Origin of the sequence: Marisediminitalea aggregata (assembly GCF_900129565.1) — a bacterium.
GTDB classification, from domain to species: domain Bacteria; phylum Pseudomonadota; class Gammaproteobacteria; order Enterobacterales; family Alteromonadaceae; genus Alteromonas; species Alteromonas aggregata.
In genome coordinates, this window is record NZ_FQWD01000005.1 from 372,353 (window position 1) to 390,603 (window position 18,251).

Annotated in this window: 19 protein-coding genes; 4 read left to right on the top strand and 15 right to left on the bottom strand. The window is 47.6% G+C overall.

The annotated features are described in order from the left end of the window. Positions 1–20: 20 nt before the first annotated feature. From aroB to pilM, 7 genes are all read right to left on the bottom strand, one after another. A complete protein-coding gene (gene aroB, locus BUB81_RS15865) occupies positions 21–1,100 on the bottom strand; it encodes a 3-dehydroquinate synthase (protein ID WP_073324309.1) in 1,080 nt (359 codons plus the stop codon). A 21-nt stretch (positions 1,101–1,121) separates the two neighbouring features. Beyond that, entirely contained in the window at positions 1,122–1,637 is a 516-nt protein-coding gene (aroK, locus tag BUB81_RS15870; protein WP_073324310.1) for a shikimate kinase AroK, read from the bottom strand. 289 nt (positions 1,638–1,926) lie between these two features. Beyond that, positions 1,927–3,702 (bottom strand): type IV pilus secretin PilQ, encoded by a 1,776-nt coding sequence (locus BUB81_RS15875; protein WP_073324311.1) that lies wholly within the window; start codon positions 3,700–3,702, stop codon positions 1,927–1,929. A 16-nt stretch (positions 3,703–3,718) separates the two neighbouring features. Beyond that, positions 3,719–4,240: a pilus assembly protein PilP gene (locus BUB81_RS15880; RefSeq protein WP_073324312.1), complete on the bottom strand. Its 522-nt coding sequence runs from the start codon at positions 4,238–4,240 to the stop codon at positions 3,719–3,721. Continuing rightward, positions 4,237–4,845: a type IV pilus inner membrane component PilO gene (locus BUB81_RS15885; protein WP_073324313.1), complete on the bottom strand. Its 609-nt coding sequence runs from the start codon at positions 4,843–4,845 to the stop codon at positions 4,237–4,239. Before BUB81_RS15885 ends, BUB81_RS15880 begins: the two co-directional genes overlap by 4 nt. Continuing rightward, on the bottom strand, positions 4,842–5,435 hold the full coding sequence (locus BUB81_RS15890; RefSeq protein ID WP_073324314.1) for a PilN domain-containing protein: 594 nt from the start codon (positions 5,433–5,435) through the stop codon (positions 4,842–4,844). Before BUB81_RS15890 ends, BUB81_RS15885 begins: the two co-directional genes overlap by 4 nt. After that, positions 5,423–6,490, bottom strand: a complete 1,068-nt coding sequence (pilM, locus tag BUB81_RS15895; protein ID WP_084526672.1) for a type IV pilus assembly protein PilM — start codon at positions 6,488–6,490, stop codon at positions 5,423–5,425. Before pilM ends, BUB81_RS15890 begins: the two co-directional genes overlap by 13 nt. Positions 6,491–6,632: 142 nt before the next feature. Between pilM and BUB81_RS15900 the strand changes: the two genes are divergently transcribed. The 3 genes from BUB81_RS15900 (at position 6,633) to BUB81_RS15910 (ending at position 12,232) form a co-directional block, all read left to right on the top strand. Continuing rightward, on the top strand, positions 6,633–9,302 hold the full coding sequence (locus BUB81_RS15900) for a penicillin-binding protein 1A (protein ID WP_073324316.1): 2,670 nt from the start codon (positions 6,633–6,635) through the stop codon (positions 9,300–9,302). Between the two features lie 46 nt (positions 9,303–9,348). Beyond that, positions 9,349–11,040, top strand: coding sequence for an NAD-dependent malic enzyme (locus tag BUB81_RS15905; protein ID WP_073324317.1), 1,692 nt, complete (start codon positions 9,349–9,351; stop codon positions 11,038–11,040). Positions 11,041–11,257: 217 nt separating this feature from the next. Then, on the top strand, positions 11,258–12,232 hold the full coding sequence (locus BUB81_RS15910) for a DUF4382 domain-containing protein (protein ID WP_073324318.1): 975 nt from the start codon (positions 11,258–11,260) through the stop codon (positions 12,230–12,232). 30 nt (positions 12,233–12,262) lie between these two features. On the opposite strand, the gene BUB81_RS15915 is transcribed toward BUB81_RS15910, so the two are convergent. Continuing rightward, a complete protein-coding gene (locus BUB81_RS15915) occupies positions 12,263–13,126 on the bottom strand; it encodes an alpha/beta hydrolase family protein (protein ID WP_073324452.1) in 864 nt (287 codons plus the stop codon). A 179-nt stretch (positions 13,127–13,305) separates the two neighbouring features. On the opposite strand from BUB81_RS15915, the gene BUB81_RS15920 reads away from it, so the two are divergent. Then, a complete protein-coding gene (locus tag BUB81_RS15920) occupies positions 13,306–14,451 on the top strand; it encodes an alpha/beta hydrolase (protein ID WP_139241608.1) in 1,146 nt (381 codons plus the stop codon). A gap of 63 nt (positions 14,452–14,514) precedes the next feature. On the opposite strand, the gene BUB81_RS15925 is transcribed toward BUB81_RS15920, so the two are convergent. The 7 genes from BUB81_RS15925 to BUB81_RS15955 form a co-directional block, all read right to left on the bottom strand. Next, positions 14,515–14,976, bottom strand: a complete 462-nt coding sequence (locus BUB81_RS15925; protein WP_073324320.1) for a hypothetical protein — start codon at positions 14,974–14,976, stop codon at positions 14,515–14,517. A gap of 126 nt (positions 14,977–15,102) precedes the next feature. Continuing rightward, a complete protein-coding gene (locus tag BUB81_RS15930) occupies positions 15,103–15,498 on the bottom strand; it encodes a hypothetical protein (protein ID WP_139241609.1) in 396 nt (131 codons plus the stop codon). A 3-nt stretch (positions 15,499–15,501) separates the two neighbouring features. Then, a complete protein-coding gene (locus tag BUB81_RS15935) occupies positions 15,502–15,747 on the bottom strand; it encodes a hypothetical protein (RefSeq protein ID WP_073324322.1) in 246 nt (81 codons plus the stop codon). A 451-nt stretch (positions 15,748–16,198) separates the two neighbouring features. Beyond that, on the bottom strand, positions 16,199–16,636 hold the full coding sequence (locus tag BUB81_RS15940) for a BLUF domain-containing protein (RefSeq protein ID WP_175555827.1): 438 nt from the start codon (positions 16,634–16,636) through the stop codon (positions 16,199–16,201). 217 nt (positions 16,637–16,853) lie between these two features. After that, positions 16,854–17,252 carry a hypothetical protein gene (locus BUB81_RS15945; RefSeq protein ID WP_139241611.1) on the bottom strand — a complete coding sequence of 133 codons (399 nt, stop codon included), beginning with the start codon at positions 17,250–17,252 and terminating at the stop codon, positions 16,854–16,856. Positions 17,253–17,336: 84 nt separating this feature from the next. Continuing rightward, positions 17,337–17,537, bottom strand: coding sequence for a hypothetical protein (locus BUB81_RS15950; protein WP_139241612.1), 201 nt, complete (start codon positions 17,535–17,537; stop codon positions 17,337–17,339). Between the two features lie 60 nt (positions 17,538–17,597). Continuing rightward, the gene (locus BUB81_RS15955; protein WP_073324326.1) at positions 17,598–18,026 is read right to left on the bottom strand and encodes a hypothetical protein; all 429 of its coding nucleotides are present in this window, start codon (positions 18,024–18,026) and stop codon (positions 17,598–17,600) included. Between the last annotated feature and the right edge of the window lie 225 nt (positions 18,027–18,251).

An 18,251-nucleotide genomic window follows, 5' to 3' on the forward strand; every position in this document is an offset into this window, starting at 1 on the left:
TCACCCTTTAAAGCCCGTTATTAACCAGCAGGTTGGCTCAGTAGTTCAGTGAGTATGGCTTCACTGACTTCTTTGGTAACCACCGCATGACCGATGCCTTGTGGGATGACAAAGCGAATGTGTCCGGCTTCGACCTTTTTGTCGCGGGCCATGTGACGCATGTAATCGCTGTATGTCATGGTATCCGGGCCTTCAACGGGCAATGCAAATGCCTGTTGCAGCTCCGCCACACGACGGGTTTCTGACGGTGTTAGCCAATCCAGCTTCTCTGCTGTCTTACAAGCAAGGATAATACCAGCCGCAACTGCCTCGCCGTGCAGCCAGTTACCATAGCCTTGCTCGGCCTCGATGGCATGACCAAATGTGTGCCCTAAGTTGAGCAGCGCACGAATACCGCCTTCACGCTCGTCTTGTGCAACTACTTCAGCTTTGATTTGGCAGCAGCGGAAGATTGCATGGGCAAGCTCAGCTTGCTGCAGATCCTTCAGGCCTTGTTGGTTGGCTTCCAGCCATTCAAAAAAGGCGCTGTCATAGATAATGCCGTACTTAATGACTTCTGCCATGCCAGCCGAGAATTCACGTGCAGGCAGGGTGCTCAATGTATCGATGTCGATAGCGACAAGAATAGGTTGGTAGAAGGCACCAATCATGTTCTTGCCCAGAGGGTGGTTAACGGCAGTTTTGCCGCCCACAGAAGAATCTACCTGAGAGAGCAATGTGGTGGGCACCTGAATAAATGGCACGCCGCGCTGGTAGGTAGCAGCCACAAAGCCACACAGGTCGCCAATAACACCGCCACCAAGCGCAATGAGTGTGGTGTCTCGCGCTGCATTCATTTCTAGCAGGCGGGTCATGACCACTTCATATTGTTCCAGTGTTTTGTATTGTTCGCCGTCGGGCAACGTGACAACGTCGACGTTTTTATCGCCACAGGCTGCAATTACCTTCTCCAAATACAGCGGTGCAATGGTTTCGTTGGTGACGATAACTGCCCGCGGTCCTTTAATATAAGGCACAAAAAAGCCGGCTTGATTTAATAAGCCGGCTTCTATTTGGATGGGGTAGCTACGATCGTCAAGTTCTACAGTTAAGATTGACATCGAAGTAGCTCCTAAAGAAATTTATAATCCAATTTTGCTGATGATTTGATTTGCGACTGCGCGTGCAGACTGATCATCGGTATCGACTACGTAATCAGCGACTTCTTCGTAAAGTGGATTACGCTTTTCAGCAAGATCTCTTAATACTTGCTCTGGATCGTCCTTTTGTAACAATGGACGACGCTTATCGCGTTGTGTTCTTGCGACCTGCTTGTCGATAGTTGTTTGTAAATACACTACGATACCGCGAGCTGATAAACGGTTACGCACCGCTTTCGTCATGATCGAGCCACCACCGGTAGCCAACACAATACCTTGCTTATCGGTAAGGTCGTTAATGACGTTCTCTTCGCGCTTACGGAAACCTTCTTCGCCTTCTAAATCGAAAATCCAGGTAATATCAGCGCCAGTGCGACGTTCAATCTCCTGATCAGAATCGTAGAATTCCAGATGTAGTTCATCTGCTAAGTGACGACCAATGGTACTTTTACCTGCGCCCATTGGACCAACCAAAAAGATATTACGTTTTTCAGCCATATTTGCTTATTTCACAACTTATCAATGTTAAGGGCAGCGTTGCCTGAGTTCCTCAACCACCCATTCACACGTGCTTATTTTGTCGCTAATAAGCACATACATAAAACCTCGTAAAAATTTCGAGGGCGGGATTATCTCAGTTTCTCAGACCTCTATGCAAGTTTTGTTGCAACATTGGGGCAGATGTTTTGAATATATCGGGGAAATCAAAGCCGTAGCGACCTGAAATGGCAGGTATGTACGGCTTGTCAGGTTGTTTGAACAGGCGTTTTGCCCGGCCTGTTCGCGATCAAAAGTCTTCCGTTACAATTTTGGGCGTAACGAAAATGAGCAGTTCGCGTTTCTGATACACCGTTGAACTGTTTCTGAATAGCGCGCCAACGACAGGTAAATCACCAAACAAGGGCACCTTGCTGACATCGTTGCTGTTCACTTGCTGGAAAATACCACCCAATACAATGGTTTCGCCATTTTCGACCAGCACCTGGGTTTTGATTTCCTGCGTATCAATCGCTACGGCATCACCGGTTGCAGTCGCAACGGTTTCGCCACGCGTATCCTGAGTGACTACCAAATCGAGAATAATACGATTGTCGGGGGTAATGTGCGGGGTTACTTTCAGGCTTAATACCGCCTTTTTGAATTCTACCGATGTCGCACCGCTTGAAGTGGCCTGTGAATAGGGGATTTCAGTACCCTGTTCAATATAAGCTTCCTGTTGGTTTGCAACGGTGATGCGCGGGCTGGCGATGATCTCACCTTTGTTTTCGGTTTCCAGCGCTGATAATTCCAGGTCCAGAATTGTACCGTCTGCCAGGCTGGCTATTTGAAAGCCAATCGCACCGGCTGCACTGGTAACCGGCAGATTTACGTTCAGGCGGTCACCTAAATCCGGCACTACACCGCCAGAAATCGTTTCAGCACCTTCAAGTGAGCCCGACACGCCGTTGTCGTCCTGGCGATCGGAGAAGCCCCAACGTACACCGAAGTCTTCGCCTACATTGTCGCGTACTGTCACCATGCGCGACTCAATCAACACCTGTTTAACCGGAATATCCAGTGAAGCAATCACTTTGCGCGCTTCATCAATTGACTCAATGGTATCGCGCACGAGCAGGGTGTTAGTACGCTCATCAACCGTTACCGTACCGCGCTCGGTAAGAATGCCGCCGCTGCCTTCGTTGGCTTTGAGGATATTCGCCAGTTCAGCGGCCTTAGCGTAATTAACGGTAATGCTGGCAGAGGATAATGGCGCCAGTTGTGCTACCTGCTGGTCGCTTTGCAGCTTTTGAGTTTCCCTTTGCGATAGTTCTTCGCTAGGCGCAATCAGCAAAATATTGCCTTCGCGGCGCTTGTCCAGGCCTTTGATCTTCAGAATCATATCCAGCGCCTGATCCCACGGCACGCCTGTTAAGCTAATGGTCACATTGCCACTTACCGTATCGGTGGTGACCAGGTTAAAGCCATTTACCTTGGCGATAATTTGCAATACCTGACGGACCGGCACATCCTGAAAATCCAGTGAAATGGGCTCACCTTCGTACTGACTGCGTTCAAGATTTGCTACCTGCTCTTCGCTCATTGGCGAAATAGAGACGCGCAGTGTTTTTCCGTCCTGCTCTGTGTTGGCAACTACTTTTCCTTCGTAGTTAAACACCACGCGAGAGGACTCTTTTTCCTGAAACGTTTCAATGGTGGTAACAGGTGTGCCAAATTCGGTGACATCTAACTCTACCAGTTGGTCTTTACCCAGTTCAGTTTTAGGAAGGGTAAGTACTAACTTACCTTTTGCTTCAATGAGCTGTGGCTGGCCTTTGCTGTTTGAAAATGTGAAGGTGGTCACAGCGCTTTGATTGGCACTGCGAGTGAAAGCAATATCCTTCAGGGTAGACTGAAATACGGTTTGTTCAGCGGCGTTTGGGTTCAGTAATTGCGGAGATTCCTGCGCATTTAACTCAGAGGCAACGACATTCGCCAGCAACAATGTTACCGCTAATCCCACAAACCAGGAGCGGCGTCTGCTACGCTTGTTGAGTCTTTCGTTAAAGATATATCGCTTAGACATCTTGTTCTTCTCCTGCTCACGAACCCATCGCGAGCGTTGTTTCTTTGCGCTGCCAGCATCCGGTGCCATCAGGCACTAACTCTTCAATGATCACGCTGTTGTTTTTTACATTAATAATCTTGCCAAAAAACAATCCAATTCGATTCCCGGCTTTAGCCTGGTACAAATTACCGTCATTGGTCTTAAACAATACCCAGTCAGCGCCATTAGAGCGGAAACTACCGGTCAATTGCAGCGCATCAATGCCATAAGACTCCAAAGGCTCTTTTGCCCGGGTCAAATCGGGTTGCGTGCAGTTCGCTTTGACCTGGGTTACAACAGGCGCCTGATCGCGCTGGGGTCGCATGAACGGACTTCTGAATTCAGAAGCGCTGTACACAAATGCCGGTTGCTGCGTAAATTCCGGGTAGGGCTCAATGCGAGACTGTGTAGTTTGCTTTACCTGATTGGTGTAAGCAACTAAATCATCCATTTGCGGAGCGCAACCCGCTGTTAAGCCTAACAAAGCCAGTGTTACCAATACGCGTAAGGGTGTCATTTCTTGTCCCCTTCGTTCTTGGTATTCGCTGCCCGATAGGTTTTCGCCAATAGACTTAGCTTCAGGCCTTCCTGTTCAGCCTTTAACTCAAAATCGTGCATCGTAACAATGCGCGGCAGGCCGGCTACCTTTGAGACAAACTCCCCAATATTGTGGTAACCACCGCTGACTTCGATTTTTATCGGCAGCTCAGTATAAAACTCTTTAGGGATTTCATTTTCCCAGTTAATTAACCGGAAAGTGAGTCCGGCGCTGGTACCTACGTATGTAATATCATCCAGTAAGCCGGGTGTTTCGTTACGTGTTGGCAACGACTTGAGCATGGAGGAGAAGTCTTCCTCGATTTTAGCCAATTGTTGTTTGTACGCGGTTAAGTTAACTGCCAGTCGATACTTGGCCTCAAATTGCAGTTTAAGCTCGGCTTCCTTTTTTTCCGCGGCGTCGAGCAAAGGTAATTTAGGGCTGACAATGGCAAAGTAACTGATGCCACAAATTACAACGGCAACAAACAGCGACACTACAACTTTGATTTCAAAAGGCCATACCGCAACCTGTTCAAAATCCAGATCGTTCATTTCTTTCAGGCGAGACACGTCAAACTTCATTTTTTGCCTCCCTTCGCTTTCTGCTCTGCCTCGCGCTGGGCGTTGGCAAGTACCTGGCTAATTGAAAAGGTCAGCGTGAATTCACTGACAGCGTCACTGGCGCTGGTGTCGGCCACAATGGAAGACAAATCACCGGCAGTGAAGACTTTGGACTTTTCCAGCTGTCGCATAAACTCAGCCAGACGGTTGTTCGACTCGCTGGTGCCGCGAACTTCAATTTGCGCGCCTTTGCGGATCATCGATTTAAAGCTCACACCGGGTGGGACTAATCGGGCAAGTTCATCCAGAATGTTGGGCGTGATGTTTCTGCTGCTTTGCAGTTGTTCAATCAGGGCCATACGCTGTTCGATAGCAGCTTTACTGTCTTTGATGCGCTTAATTTCTGCAATTTGGCTTTCCAGTGCTGTAATTTCGGTTTGCAGATACTGATTACGGGTATTCTGGTTACTGATTTGCGTTTCAATGAACTGGCCAATTAACCAAAAAATCAGGCCGCAGAACACGGCGACTAGCGCCAGTGTCACTAAAAACTGTTGCTTCTGTTTCTGACGGCGCTGTTCACGCCAGGGCAAGAGGTTTACATGTGCCACGACGAAAACCCTCTGCTAGCAAGCCCGGCTGCAATGACCATCATAGGCGCCAGTTGATTAACCTGCTCTTCGTTGACTTTGTCACCCAGTTTGATTTGCGTAAACGGGTTAAAAATGTCGACATCAATACCCAGGTCTTGTTGCAGTGTGTCAACCAGTGCTGGCATAACAGCACCCGCACCACATATTAAAATACGATCCGGGCGGTCGGCGTGCACGGTACTCATGTACATCTGCAACGCGCGGTTAATTTGCTGCTGTAAGTTAGCGGCGAACACCGGCAGCGTATCTGTTTCCCAATTTGCCGGGAGTTGCTGGGTAATCAATTGTTCTTCGGTGTCTTTGCGGTCCTGCATGTGGATCAGTGCCAGGTCCTGAATCAGCATGTCGACCCCAAAGTTATGCTCCTTGCTGTACATCACTTCACCAGATTGCCACACACACATTTGCAACAATGAGGCGCCGATATTGATACAGCAAACGCGCTCATCTTCCCCTTTGTTCGGGTAGAAGTGGTCAATGGCGTTGCCCAGTGCATACCCTTCTACATCGACCACTAGCGGTTCAAACCCCTGCTCGCGGACCAAGGTAGAGCGCAGCATGACTACGTCTTTATGGGCAGCGGTTAGCAGCACATTTACTTTGCCAGCATGGGTTTCACTCATGCCAAGCTCTTCAAAATCCAGGTAGACTTCTTCAAGGGGGTAGGGAATAAGGCTGTCGGCCTCGACTTCAATTTGGCCTTCCAGTTCAAAGTCAGTTTGGTCTGGCTCCATATGGACCACTTTACTGATCACTGACGCACCAGCAACAGCAATGGCCGCGGGCTTCAGTTTGCTCTTCATCGCTTTACGCACTTTGCGCAATGCCAGACTGACCGCTTCCATGTCTGTGATTTCGCGTTCTTTAAACGCGTCTTTAATAATGGGTTCGCAAGCAAAAGCCGTTAAGGTGTAATCACCCTCACTGCCTTCCAGCACCACTGCTTTTATACAACGCGTCCCGATGTCGAGACCGACAATGGGTGGTTGCTTCTTTTTAAACAGCGATTTCAACATATAAACCGTGCCTTTGCGTGCCTGCGTAAATTTCTACCATATGATGTTACTTAATTTTTTTCTATTAAATGGTTCTAATAAATACACTTAGGTATAAAATATAAGTCATTTTGGCAAAAAAGCCCTGAAATATCGTATCGTGAAGTACATTAAAACCTTATTAAAACTTGGCATTATTGCCGGATTGCTCGGAAGCATTGTACTAACGGGTATCTATTTCTATATCAAACCTGATCTGCCCAGCGTTGCTATCCTGAAGGACGTGCGGTTGCAGACGCCTATGCGTATCTACACCCACGACGGTAAACTGATATCCCAATACGGTGTCAAAAGACGGATTCCGGTAACACTGGACGAAACGCCAGATTTACTGAAAAAAGCCATATTGGCCACTGAAGACAACCGTTTTTATGACCACTTTGGTATTGATCCTATCGGCATCACCCGGGCTTTCATTAACCTGGTAATCACCGGTGAGAAAAGTCAGGGGGCCAGTACGCTTACGCAGCAGTTAGCGCGCGGATTCTTCCTGACCCGCGAAAAAACCTACATCCGTAAAATCAAAGAAGTGTTCATTGCTTTGCACATGGAAGCAGAGCTCTCCAAAGACGAAATTTTTGAACTCTATCTGAATAAAATTGAGCTGGGTCACCGTTCGTTCGGGTTTGGTGCGGCAGCACAAGTGTATTACGGCAAAAAGCTGAACGAACTCAATCTGGCCCAAATTGCAACGCTGGCCGGGTTACCGCAAGCGCCGTCTGTGTTAAATCCAATCAGTCGCCCGGACCGTTCCCTGGAACGTCGCAGAATTGTATTACTGCGTATGCTGGATGAGGGGTACATCACCCGCCAGCAATTCGACGAGGCGTTAAATTCACCGGTAACCGCTAAAAAACACGGCGCCGAAATTGAACTGGATGCCCCGTATTTAGCTGACCTTATTTACAACGAAATGGTTGAGCTATACGGCAAAGAAGAGGCCGAAACCGGTGGCTACCAGGTGTATGCGACGGCAGATTCACACATGCAGCAAGCGGCTCAGCGCGCGGTGAAGCAAAACCTGCATGACTATGATGAGCGTCACGGTTATCGCGGACCGGTAGCCAGGTTATGGCCTGAGGAAGACGGTAAATCTGCATCAGGCAATGCTACTACCGAACTAACCGATTCATCAGTAACACTCTGTGATACACCGGCGATGTATGCGGACTGGCCCTGTGATATCACCGAAGAACAGGTAATGATGGCGCTGGACAACGCGGGTGCGTATGGGTTTGTGTTCCCGGTAGCGGTTACTGCAGTCGAAGAGCAGCGTTTTGTTACTCGTGATGTGACTGGCATTGAACGAGCCATTGAGTGGGAAGGGATGGATTGGGCCAGACCTTACATCAGTGACAGTCGTCAGGGCGAGCCACCCAAAACTGCCAGCGACATAGTGTCACCAGGCGACGTTGTGTATATCCGTGAAATGGACGGACAATGGCGACTCGCGCAATTGCCGGATGTGGCAGGCGCGTTTGTAGCATTGGATCCAAAAAATGGCGCGGTGCAAGCCATTGTGGGCGGATACAGTTTCTATCAGAGTCAGTTCAACCGCGCCACCCAGGCCAAACGTCAGGTGGGTTCGAACATTAAACCCTTTGTCTATTCTGGTGCATTGGAGCACGGTTATACCGTAGCCAGCGTTATTAATGATGCGCCTATCAACGAATGGGATCAAGCTACAGGCGTCGCATGGCGACCACAAAACTCGCCAGCGGAATACGATGGCCCAATTCGAATGCGCGTTGCACTGGGTAAATCGAAAAACGTTGTGTCAGTAAGGTTGCTGCGAGGCGTCGGGCTCGACAACACCATAGAGCACCTGACCCGATTTGGTCTCGACCGCGCTGATATTCACCGCGACGAAACCGTGTCATTAGGTTCAAGCTCACATACTCCGCTTGAAATAGTGCGTGGCATGGCAGTGATAGCTAACGGCGGTTATTTAATTGAACCCTATTTTATTGACCGTGTGTCGAACGAATTTGGCGAAGTATTGTGGAAGCACAATCCGGTTGTTGCCTGCGGTGAGTGCAACAAAGACACTGAGACAACCACCCCGGTCAACGAAGAGGATATTGATATTGAAGCCTTGCTGGCTGCTGAGTTAAATCAGCAAATGGCACCGCAGGGCGAAGAGGAGGAGGTGATTCCTGCTCCTCAGGTGATCTCTTCGCAAAATGCCTTCCTGGTTGCCGAAATGATGCGAACCGCTGTGCGCTACAATGGTAGCTACAGTAAAAAAACCGGTTGGCAAGGCACCGGTTGGCGAGCCAGCAATATCCTTGGGCGCGAAGACTTAGCCGGTAAAACCGGTACAACCAATGATTCACGAGATGCCTGGTTCAGTGGTTTCAACCGTAATCTGGTGGCAACTGCCTGGGTTGGTTTTGATGATATGAGCCGCCAGTTGGGGCGTGCAGCGTATAACCGCCCCCTTGCCGCCCGCAATCCGGAGCGCTTCGGCTGGATAGGTAATGCGCTGGTTGGGGCAGAAAGTGGTGCCAATGCGGCACAACCTGCCTGGATACGATTTATGCAGGTTGCCCTGGATGGAGAGCCTGAAGCGCCCATGCCAGTACCTGATGACATTGTGCGCGTACGCATTGATCGTACCAGTGGAAAGTTGACCCGGCGCACTGACCATACCACACTATTCGAATATTTCCTGCGGGGCACTGAGCCAACCGTTTATGTGCTTGAAGATGACATCGACGATCCGGCTCAGCAGGATGAAGAAAGTGTAGACGTAGAGGAAATTTTCTAACGTTTGCGCCAAACGACAATGCTAAAAAAATAAATGGTTAACTACAATGTCTGATGACGATAAGCGCTATCTGTATATCCCTCATGCGGGGCCCTCGCTACTGGAGACCCCGCTGCTGAACAAAGGCAGTGCGTTCACTGCGCGCGAACGAACCGCCTTTAACCTTACCGGTTTATTACCGCCCCGTTACGAAACCATCGAAGAACAAGTCGAACGTGCTTACATGCAATACAGCTCGTTTGACGAGCCGCTGAATAAACACATTTACTTGCGTGCCATTCAGGATACCAACGAAACTCTATTCTACCGTCTTATTCAGCGTCACATTGAAGAGATGATGCCTATCATCTATACCCCAACGGTGGGGGACGCCTGTGAGCAGTTTTCTGATATTTATCGCAGCTCGCGCGGCTTGTTCATCAGCTGGGAAGAGCGCCATCAAATCGATGATATCGTCCGCAATGCGACTAAGCGCAAAGTAAAGGTCATTGTGGTAACCGACGGTGAACGTATTCTTGGTCTTGGCGACCAGGGAATTGGCGGTATGGGTATTCCTATCGGTAAGCTTTCGCTATACACCGCGTGTGGCGGGATTTCTCCTGCTTACACGCTGCCGGTAATGCTTGACGTGGGTACCAACAACGAAAAGCTGCTGAACGACCCTATGTACATGGGCGCGCGTCATCCGCGTATCAGTCAGGAAGAGTACGACGAGTTCCTTGATATGTTCATGCGCGCGGTAAGTAAGCGCTGGCCGGAAGCCATGATCCAGTTCGAAGACTTCGCTCAGCCTAATGCCATGCCACTTCTGAAGCGTTATCGCGACCGCGTATGTTGTTTTAACGACGATATTCAGGGTACAGCGGCAGTGACGTTGGGAACTATTCTGGCCGCATGCAGAATGCGCAAAGCCAAACTGTCTGCGATGAATATTGTGTTTGTCGGGGCGGGCTCTGCTGGTTGTGGTATTGCAGAGATGCTGATCCAGCAAATGGTGCAGGAAGGGTTGTCTGACGCGGAAGCGCGTAAGAAAATCTTTATGATCGACCGTTACGGTCTGGTTATGGAAGGGCAGGAAGGGTTACGCGACTTCCAGCAACGCTTACAGCACAGCGCTGATGAAGTAAAAGACTGGTCATTTAGTGGCGAATACCCGTCGTTACTGGACGTGGTGAATTGTGCCCAGCCCGACGTGTTAATTGGCGTATCTGGTCAGCCAGGCTTGTTCACAGAGCAAGTAATTCACGCCATGAAGCGCAACAGTGATATGCCGATTATCTTCCCGTTGAGTAACCCCTCGCGTCAGGTCGAAGCGCGTCCTGAGCAGGTCATCGAGTGGACCGAAGGTGAAGTGATTATCGCCACAGGCAGCCCGTTCAAACCCGTTGAGTACAATGGTAAAACCTATCCGATTGCGCAGTGCAACAACAGCTATATCTTCCCTGGTATTGGCCTTGGTGTAATTGCCGCTAAAGCCCGCCTGATCAGTGATGAAATGCTGATGGCGGCCAGTAATGCGCTGGCAGACGCATCGCCATTAGCCAATACGGGTGAAGGTGAGTTGTTGCCACCGCTACGTAAAATATCCCAGCTAAGTCGGGATATTGCTTTTGCTGTTGCCAAAGTTGCCATGCAGCAAGGTCTGGCGTTAGAGCAAACCGACGAGCACCTGCTAGCCAGCATTGAACGCAATTTCTGGCGGGCCGAATACCGGCCATACAAGCGCGTCAGCATTTAACCGCGAAGGTGATTTCAAGGGCAACATCTGGTTGCCCTTTTCGTTTCCCGCTACCGTGTAATTTCTGTTGCCATCTTGCAACACTTTCACACTGTCCTTTATCTTGTAACAGTTAAAATACACCCTAACGTTCTGAAAATTAGACGTTTGTTGTAGTTGGCATACGCTTTGATACTAACTTCTCTGTAATGATAAATAAAAGCATTCCGGAGTAGTTATGATGTCTCTACGTCAATTCAATTTAAAACCCATTACCCAAGCGGTCCTGATTAGTGCCGTGGTCAGTACATTAGCTGCGTGCGGGGGCTCGGGTTCCGACAGCAACCCAAATAACGCCGGTAACGAGCCTGATAGTACGTCGTTTTCATTAGCCGTTTCTGACGCCCCTGTTGATCAAGCCAATGAAGTGGTGGTGTATTTCGATACGGTGGAGTTGATTGGCGAAGAAGGCAATCAAACGTTTGATGTACGCGATGGCAATGGCGATCCGATGGCAATCGACTTGCTGCAATATCAGGGCGATGCCTTTGTTGAAATTGTTTCTGCTACAGAAATCCCGCTAGGTACTTACTCGCAGCTTCGATTGGTTGTAACAGACGACTCTTACATTTCTACTGACATAGGCACATTTGATCTTGCTGTCCCAAGCGGCGAACTAAAGCTGGATGGCTTTGTTGCGTTGCCTAATGTTGAGGCGGCTTACACTGTCGAGTTTGACCTGCGTAAAAGTGTCGTCGACCCGGTAGGACAAACTACGACTTACTTCCTGAAGCCTCGCGGTGTGCGCCTGGTTGCAAATAGCGATGTCGGTACGCTGAGCGGTACCGTCTCCTCTGACTTGATTACGCATCCGGATTGCAGCGTTAAAGCCGACAGCGATGTAGGAAACGCCGTGTATATTTACGGCGATGTAAACCTGGACGCGGCCGTTCTGGGCGATGATGCGGACAACCCAAGCGATACGCAAGAGGTGTCGCCCTACGCTATTGCCACGGTGAATTACGATGAAGCTTCTGACTCATACAGCTATGTAGCGGGCTACTTACCTGCTGGTGACTACACGGTTGCATTTAGTTGTTTGGCTGACGTTGACGAACCAGAATCAGATGAAAACGCGGAAGATGGATTTACCTTCCAGGCGGTAACTGAAACCAGTATTACTGCAGGTAACGAGACCGTATTGGCACTTTAACCCTTAGTGGGCAAGGGACTGCCCACTTTTTTATGCGGTTTGTTTTTGCAGCCACTGACTGGCGATAGACCACAACGGCAAACACTGGCGCGAGAAAAAGCGCATATGGCCAATATGACTTAGGCCGTACGTAGTGGGGTTGAGAGACTTCTTCTGTGCTTTAATGCGGCTGTAAACAGCCAGCATTTCATCGACGTTCTGAGGACGTGCAATTTCATCGTCGGTGGCCGTCAGCCACAACGAAGGCTGAGTCAGGTCATCGTAATAATGCCGGGTTACACCTTTGCCAAATTCGGTTTTCACATAACCCTGACCGTTACACCACTTCTGCCATTGAGCAGCCACGCGTTTTGGTAATGGCTCTCCCATTCCCACCCATTGAGATTGAGTTTGCCCAAACAACAGGTTAGTAAGCGGTATAAAACAGTTCATGTAGAAATGGGCTTTGAATTTGTAGGGCCAGTCGAAGTTACGCAAGCTACCTGAAGAGCTCCCAAACGTAACAAAGCTATGAAGCTGGTGGCTGTTAGGCATGAGGCCAACTAACTGCCCGCCAGCACTGTGGCCAATTAAATGTAGCGGTATATCAGGGTACAACGACTTTAACGTATCCAAAACCGCTGGCATATCCAGCTCGCCCCAACACTGCAGTGATGCATTGCGCATGATGTGTTTATGTTTGTCAGATTCGCCGATGCCCCGGTTATCGTAGGTCAGTACAGCGAAGCCCTGCTCACTCAAAAACTTGGCGAAATGTTGGTAAAAACGCTGACCAATACCCGTTGCAGGCGCAAGCATAATTGCCCCGGTGGCGAGCTTCTTCGCTGGGTATAGTGTCGCAGCTAACTTTACGCCATCTGTACAGGTAATCGTGAGCGGTTTAGGGATTGTCATAAGAGATGCAGTAATACGATTCTGGTCTAACCAGTTGGCAGTATAGCGGAGCAGTGCCTGAAGTGCTACTTTATCGGGGCAGTGAACTCTGGGCGGATACAAAGGTCAACAGCCCCTGGTACTTGTAAAATCTGTTCAGGCCCCAATATCTTTCTAACTACAATCCAAACGGAGTTGGTGTGAATAAGGGATTAATGTTACTACTTTGCCTGTGTTTTTTATTATCACCGCTGGCCACTGCCGGAGTAGACTGGCTGCCCCAGCAACACATAAAATCACAGATCCTAAAGGAACAGCGCGCTTATCGTGTGTCGTTACCTGAAAACTATGAGCAATTTTCCCGGCAATATCCGTTGTTACTAGTGCTGGATGGCGACCACTATGGCGATCTTGTCGCTAATAACGCTCAGTTTTTGGCGGAAGCCGGTGATATACCCGAACATGTGATCGTTGCGCTGTCTTCAGTAAACCGATTGCGGGATTTTACGCCTACAGACTCGCCAGATTGGCATGGTGATGGCGGCGCTGAGGCCTTTTCAAACTTCATTAACAACGAACTGCTCAGCGCGCTAAAGGCGGACTATCGCATTGGTGGGCACAAGGTTATCTGGGGGCATTCGGCGGCTGGGCTGTACGTGATGTACCACTTGTATACTTCTCCAACCACGTTTGATGCGTATCTGGTTAATGACGGCTCACTGGATTGGGACAATGGTGTGGTGGTTGATAGCCTGCGGCAGTACCTGCAAAAAGACACGCACCCCAAGCAGTTTCTCTATTTCAATAACAGTTATCTGCTTGAGGATATACCAGACGAGTTTCGATTTGTTGATCACGTAAAGGCTGTGCTGAAAGCCAATTCCACTCAGTCATTGCGTTGGGTTTATCAAAATCTGAGTAATGAAAGCCATGCCACTATACCATTGGTGGGCAGCGTTCACGCTCTGCGAGCCCTCTATGAAGGCTACAGGATCCCAGAAGCCATTGTGTATAAAGGGCTGGAAGCCATGAAGTCGTATGTTGAGTCCTTGTCTGGTCGGATTGGCGCGAAACAGAAAGTTGCTGAGGAAAGCTTGTTGGATTACGGCTACCACGCGCTGTTTTCTGAACACATTGATATCGAGCATGCCATTGAGACCTTCAAATACACGGTGAGCTTATATCCGGAATCCATTGCATCACTTGAAGGCCTGTATCTTGCCTATGAGGAAACAGGCAATAAAACATTGGCAGGTGCTGCGTTAAACCAAGCAATCGATGTGGCTAAACGTAACGGCTCTGACGAATTACAGCGGCTACTGGATATGAAACAGGGCACTGAATGATACTCTGAACGGGCGTATGACATACTGGCAAGACAGCGTCGGGGGGTAGTAATTCTATGCCAGTTAACCATAGTTTCTTACTACGGCATTCCTGATAAAATTGAATTGAAACCAGACCATAATCGGCATTGCACTAAAACTGTAAATGACCCAAAGGTACCAGCTCCCTTCGACAGCGGTAAGGGCGTATACGACAACTGCGTATACAAGCCAGTATACGGAATGCACTTTGATACAAACAGGCAGACTCAGCACAATCACCGTGTCTAGTACGCCGGCCTTCTGGTAGTGCGCACAGGCTTTGTAAACTTTGAGTGCACCAAGGTGGAATACCACCAACGATGCAACGTATGACGCGAGTGTGATCACATCCAATGAATACGATAAACCAAACAAGTACATGGGTAATACCGTGCTGGCCGTTTGCAAATAGAAGCAGGCGATGTAGTACCTGATTTTTTGGCCTTGACCGAGTTCCTCATTGGCTAATAATGCCGCCAGGCGATCCGTGTCCCAGAAGTACATAGTGCTTCATCCCTGAATGAATTTAGTGTGTTATTGAACAATATCAGGTGGATATGACAAAAGCGATCAGTGTGATTGAGGCTTAAGACACAAGTGGGGCAGTTGGGCCTGACTTTAATAAACAGGTTAATTTTTTACTTCTGAGGCTGCTCCACTTTGTAACGCGAGATGCGCAGCAAATGGACCATATAATTGAGAACTGCCATCAAAGGCGTTGTGTAACAATATATAATTCGTTGATTCACTATTGAGTCGATACAATGTAAACCCCAAACCATCTGAGATTATTTTACTCTGCAATTGGCACGTTTCCGCAGTGCTCAAAGCTTCTTTTCCAAACACTCGGTCTGAGGCGTTATCCTCAATGAAAGCACTCTTTTGGTGCAGTTGTTTAATGTATTCAACTTCCACTCCTTCGCAGTTGCGGACCTTAAATGCATATGCATTTAAACTGCTAAGGGCGACAATGGTAGTAACAGAAACCACCGTTCTCAGGACTACATTAAACGGCCACATTTGCACTCGCTATTCCGGTGAGCTAAAAGGCCTGACGATAAACGGGTTTTTACCGGCTTTACCGGCATACCAAAACGCCCACGCCAACATAGATGTGAGAATGGTCATGCCAAAGTTTGCCAGTAAGTTAAAGAAGTCAGTGAATGCAAATAGACTAGAAATAAATATCGTGAGTGAGAAGAAAGCGCAGATAAACGCGCCGACATAAGCAAACGCTCTGGTGATTGGATGAAATCCTTTGCTGGGTTGATTCATTAAAATTCCTTTTTTTAATTTCCAGTATGCGCTTTGCGCTCTCCTGGTAACGCCCGCTGAATAAGGTTGAAAAGCGTTATATTCACATAATTAAACCGCTATTTTTTGTCATTGGTAAGACTCTTGTGGGCGATTATCCCAACTACGAAAATGACAAAAATAGCTAAGCCGAAATAAATTAAAAATTCTACCACTGACCCCATAATGGCCTCCTTGTTATTGGCTAACCATCGCGACGTCCAGGGTTCGCTCTCCGTAGCAGTCACGCATGGTGTGTCCACTTCCAAACGAATTGCAGACAAGCATGAATAAACATAGCATGATTTTTAGTCCAATGGATATGTGCGACGAATTTCACTCAAAGGTGTGGCATTTACTGAAAACTAATACGTCTTGTGTTAATTCACATAACGGGTTTGCAGACGGTACGCTTCGCCTATTTGTTCAATAATTAGTGAATTGGTTGAGAAAGACCTTTGAAAATAAGAAACACCCCTTTTAGTTGATCGTCAGCGGGACACTTTGCTTTTGCAAATCTATCGAGCACAACGAAACAGTCAGAGTTTTCTGCATTGATATCAATATTAACCATAGACCAATTACCAAACTCGTAATCACATAAGACCTTTTCTGAAAGGATCCTTATGTTGCAGTGTCTCGTGTCATTTTTTACCCGTGATATAAGTTTTTCTATGTTGTTCGATGGGCCTTCTAACACTTGAAAAAAATAATCGGGAAGTACCAGTAGTACGCCTTTTATTCCGCTTTGGTCATTGTTTTTGCGGGCAGTTTCTAGGATCGATTGCACGTCGGCGTCATCCACGTCACTTTTACGTTCACTGACATAAATAAGTTGAGTTAGTTGGTCTTCACTGTGTGTTGATGCCATGAGTTCTATTAGGCCCAAACTAAAATGACTTAAGTATAGTATCCCATGCACCATTGCGCACAAAAAATAAACAGTTCCTGAAGGGGAGTGCGCCAAGCATCTTTTATCTCATGTGTGTTTTACTTTTTGCGGTTCATAGTGCTGGAATTCATACGTCTTTATTGGATGGCGAAAATGGTGAAGTCGCTGCGCATATTTTTCTCTATTGAACGCCTTGCTAGGTGCGAGGCAATTCATAACTTTCCAGTAAACTATACGCAGTGTTTTGGTGCTCTTTGTTTAGAATACTGTTTTCCGACAATGAGCTTACAAGGTAAAACTCTTTCTCATTTCTTATGCTGCCACGGTTAGAAATTTTTAAAAACTCCTTAAACGCTTTATGTTGCAGTGAGAAAAGAGAAGGTAAGCCTGCTTCTAACATTTTGCTGTTTAAGCGCTCTTGTTCTGACTTTGACATATATGAACAAATTTCCAATGCGTCGTTGGCTGCCATACGCACTGAAGTTAATGAGCCTTTCATTAGATTTATGTTGGAATACACATCCTTACTGTCTGTATTTTCAGATTGAAAAACCAGCCCAACAAATTCGCAAAGGATTTCCTTTTCTGTCTTCAAAATGCACCTGGTAATAAGCTAACGGTTAAAAACAGCCCGCCTACGGGTGAAGGTGTTTTTAGTTATATGCGACATTTTTGATGATTAGCACTTACCAACTCCAAAATAGGTTTTGTCGGACTTGGTAAAAGCTTCTTCAATATCTCTTTGAGCAAAACCTAGGCTATAGAGTTGTTGCTTAATATCAGACTCAGAGTTCGGACCTAAAGAGTGAACGCTATCGCCATCATTTAATAGTGAGTAATGAGCAAAATATCCCTCATTTTCCTTTGATACTTTTATCACACCGACTCCCTCCAAGCACATAATGTCCCAGCCCGCTTTGGCGGGCACCATAATTTGTTGTTATGTGGCACGTTTAAAATAACCTACACAGTAATACAAACTGACTAAAAACAAACTAAGAACATAACCAAAAGCTACCCTTGGATAAAGATTGGCCTGTACGCAATGTACTTGCTGGCGTGGGTTTACTAGTTGAGCGCAGTCGATATTTGAGAAAATTGAATAAGCTAAAAATAGACATGAAGCGAGTAAGGAAAAAACACAAAAGACTATTATTAACCAACGAATTTGACTAGCAAACCAATAGAATGCAAAAGCGACAGTAACTACCGGAACAGTGTCAGCTAATGCGACTTTAGGATATTCATAAAAAGATATGCAACCGATGACAAAGAGCATTCCTGCAAACCCAATCCATGTACCCAGAAATTCAAAGTTTCTGTCGCCGTGAGAATTTTTGAGCTTGAGGTTTACCTTATATCTCTGCATGTTCCTTTGCCACATAACAACTGAATAAACACCTACATGGTGTATTTGTGATGTTGAATTTTCAGGCTATCTCAATGTTTCCTTCTTGGAAAGGCACTTATGTGAGGTGAGAGTTGGGTTGTGGTGCATCACGTCATTGTATAGCGATGTGTTTTAGGTGATTACACATGACATGCCAGGATGTTCTTTGTTGGAAAGTGTCGGGCAGGGGGTTAGGCTGCCCGA

What these genes read in the sequence shown, in the direction of transcription:
- BUB81_RS15925 (WP_073324320.1), bottom strand. Translation starts at nt 14,976, where the DNA reads ATGTACTTCTGGGACACGGATCGCCTGGCGGCATTATTAGCCAATGAG.
- BUB81_RS15875 (WP_073324311.1), bottom strand. Translation starts at nt 3,702, where the DNA reads ATGTCTAAGCGATATATCTTTAACGAAAGACTCAACAAGCGTAGCAGA.
- aroB (WP_073324309.1), bottom strand. Translation starts at nt 1,100, where the DNA reads ATGTCAATCTTAACTGTAGAACTTGACGATCGTAGCTACCCCATCCAA.
- BUB81_RS15915 (WP_073324452.1), bottom strand. Translation starts at nt 13,126, where the DNA reads ATGACAATCCCTAAACCGCTCACGATTACCTGTACAGATGGCGTAAAG.
- BUB81_RS15935 (WP_073324322.1), bottom strand. Translation starts at nt 15,747, where the DNA reads ATGAATCAACCCAGCAAAGGATTTCATCCAATCACCAGAGCGTTTGCT.
- BUB81_RS15910 (WP_073324318.1), top strand. Translation starts at nt 11,258, where the DNA reads ATGATGTCTCTACGTCAATTCAATTTAAAACCCATTACCCAAGCGGTC.
- BUB81_RS15940 (WP_175555827.1), bottom strand. Translation starts at nt 16,636, where the DNA reads ATGGCATCAACACACAGTGAAGACCAACTAACTCAACTTATTTATGTC.
- aroK (WP_073324310.1), bottom strand. Translation starts at nt 1,637, where the DNA reads ATGGCTGAAAAACGTAATATCTTTTTGGTTGGTCCAATGGGCGCAGGT.
- BUB81_RS15880 (WP_073324312.1), bottom strand. Translation starts at nt 4,240, where the DNA reads ATGACACCCTTACGCGTATTGGTAACACTGGCTTTGTTAGGCTTAACA.
- BUB81_RS15905 (WP_073324317.1), top strand. Translation starts at nt 9,349, where the DNA reads ATGTCTGATGACGATAAGCGCTATCTGTATATCCCTCATGCGGGGCCC.
- BUB81_RS15955 (WP_073324326.1), bottom strand. Translation starts at nt 18,026, where the DNA reads ATGCAGAGATATAAGGTAAACCTCAAGCTCAAAAATTCTCACGGCGAC.
- BUB81_RS15885 (WP_073324313.1), bottom strand. Translation starts at nt 4,845, where the DNA reads ATGAAGTTTGACGTGTCTCGCCTGAAAGAAATGAACGATCTGGATTTT.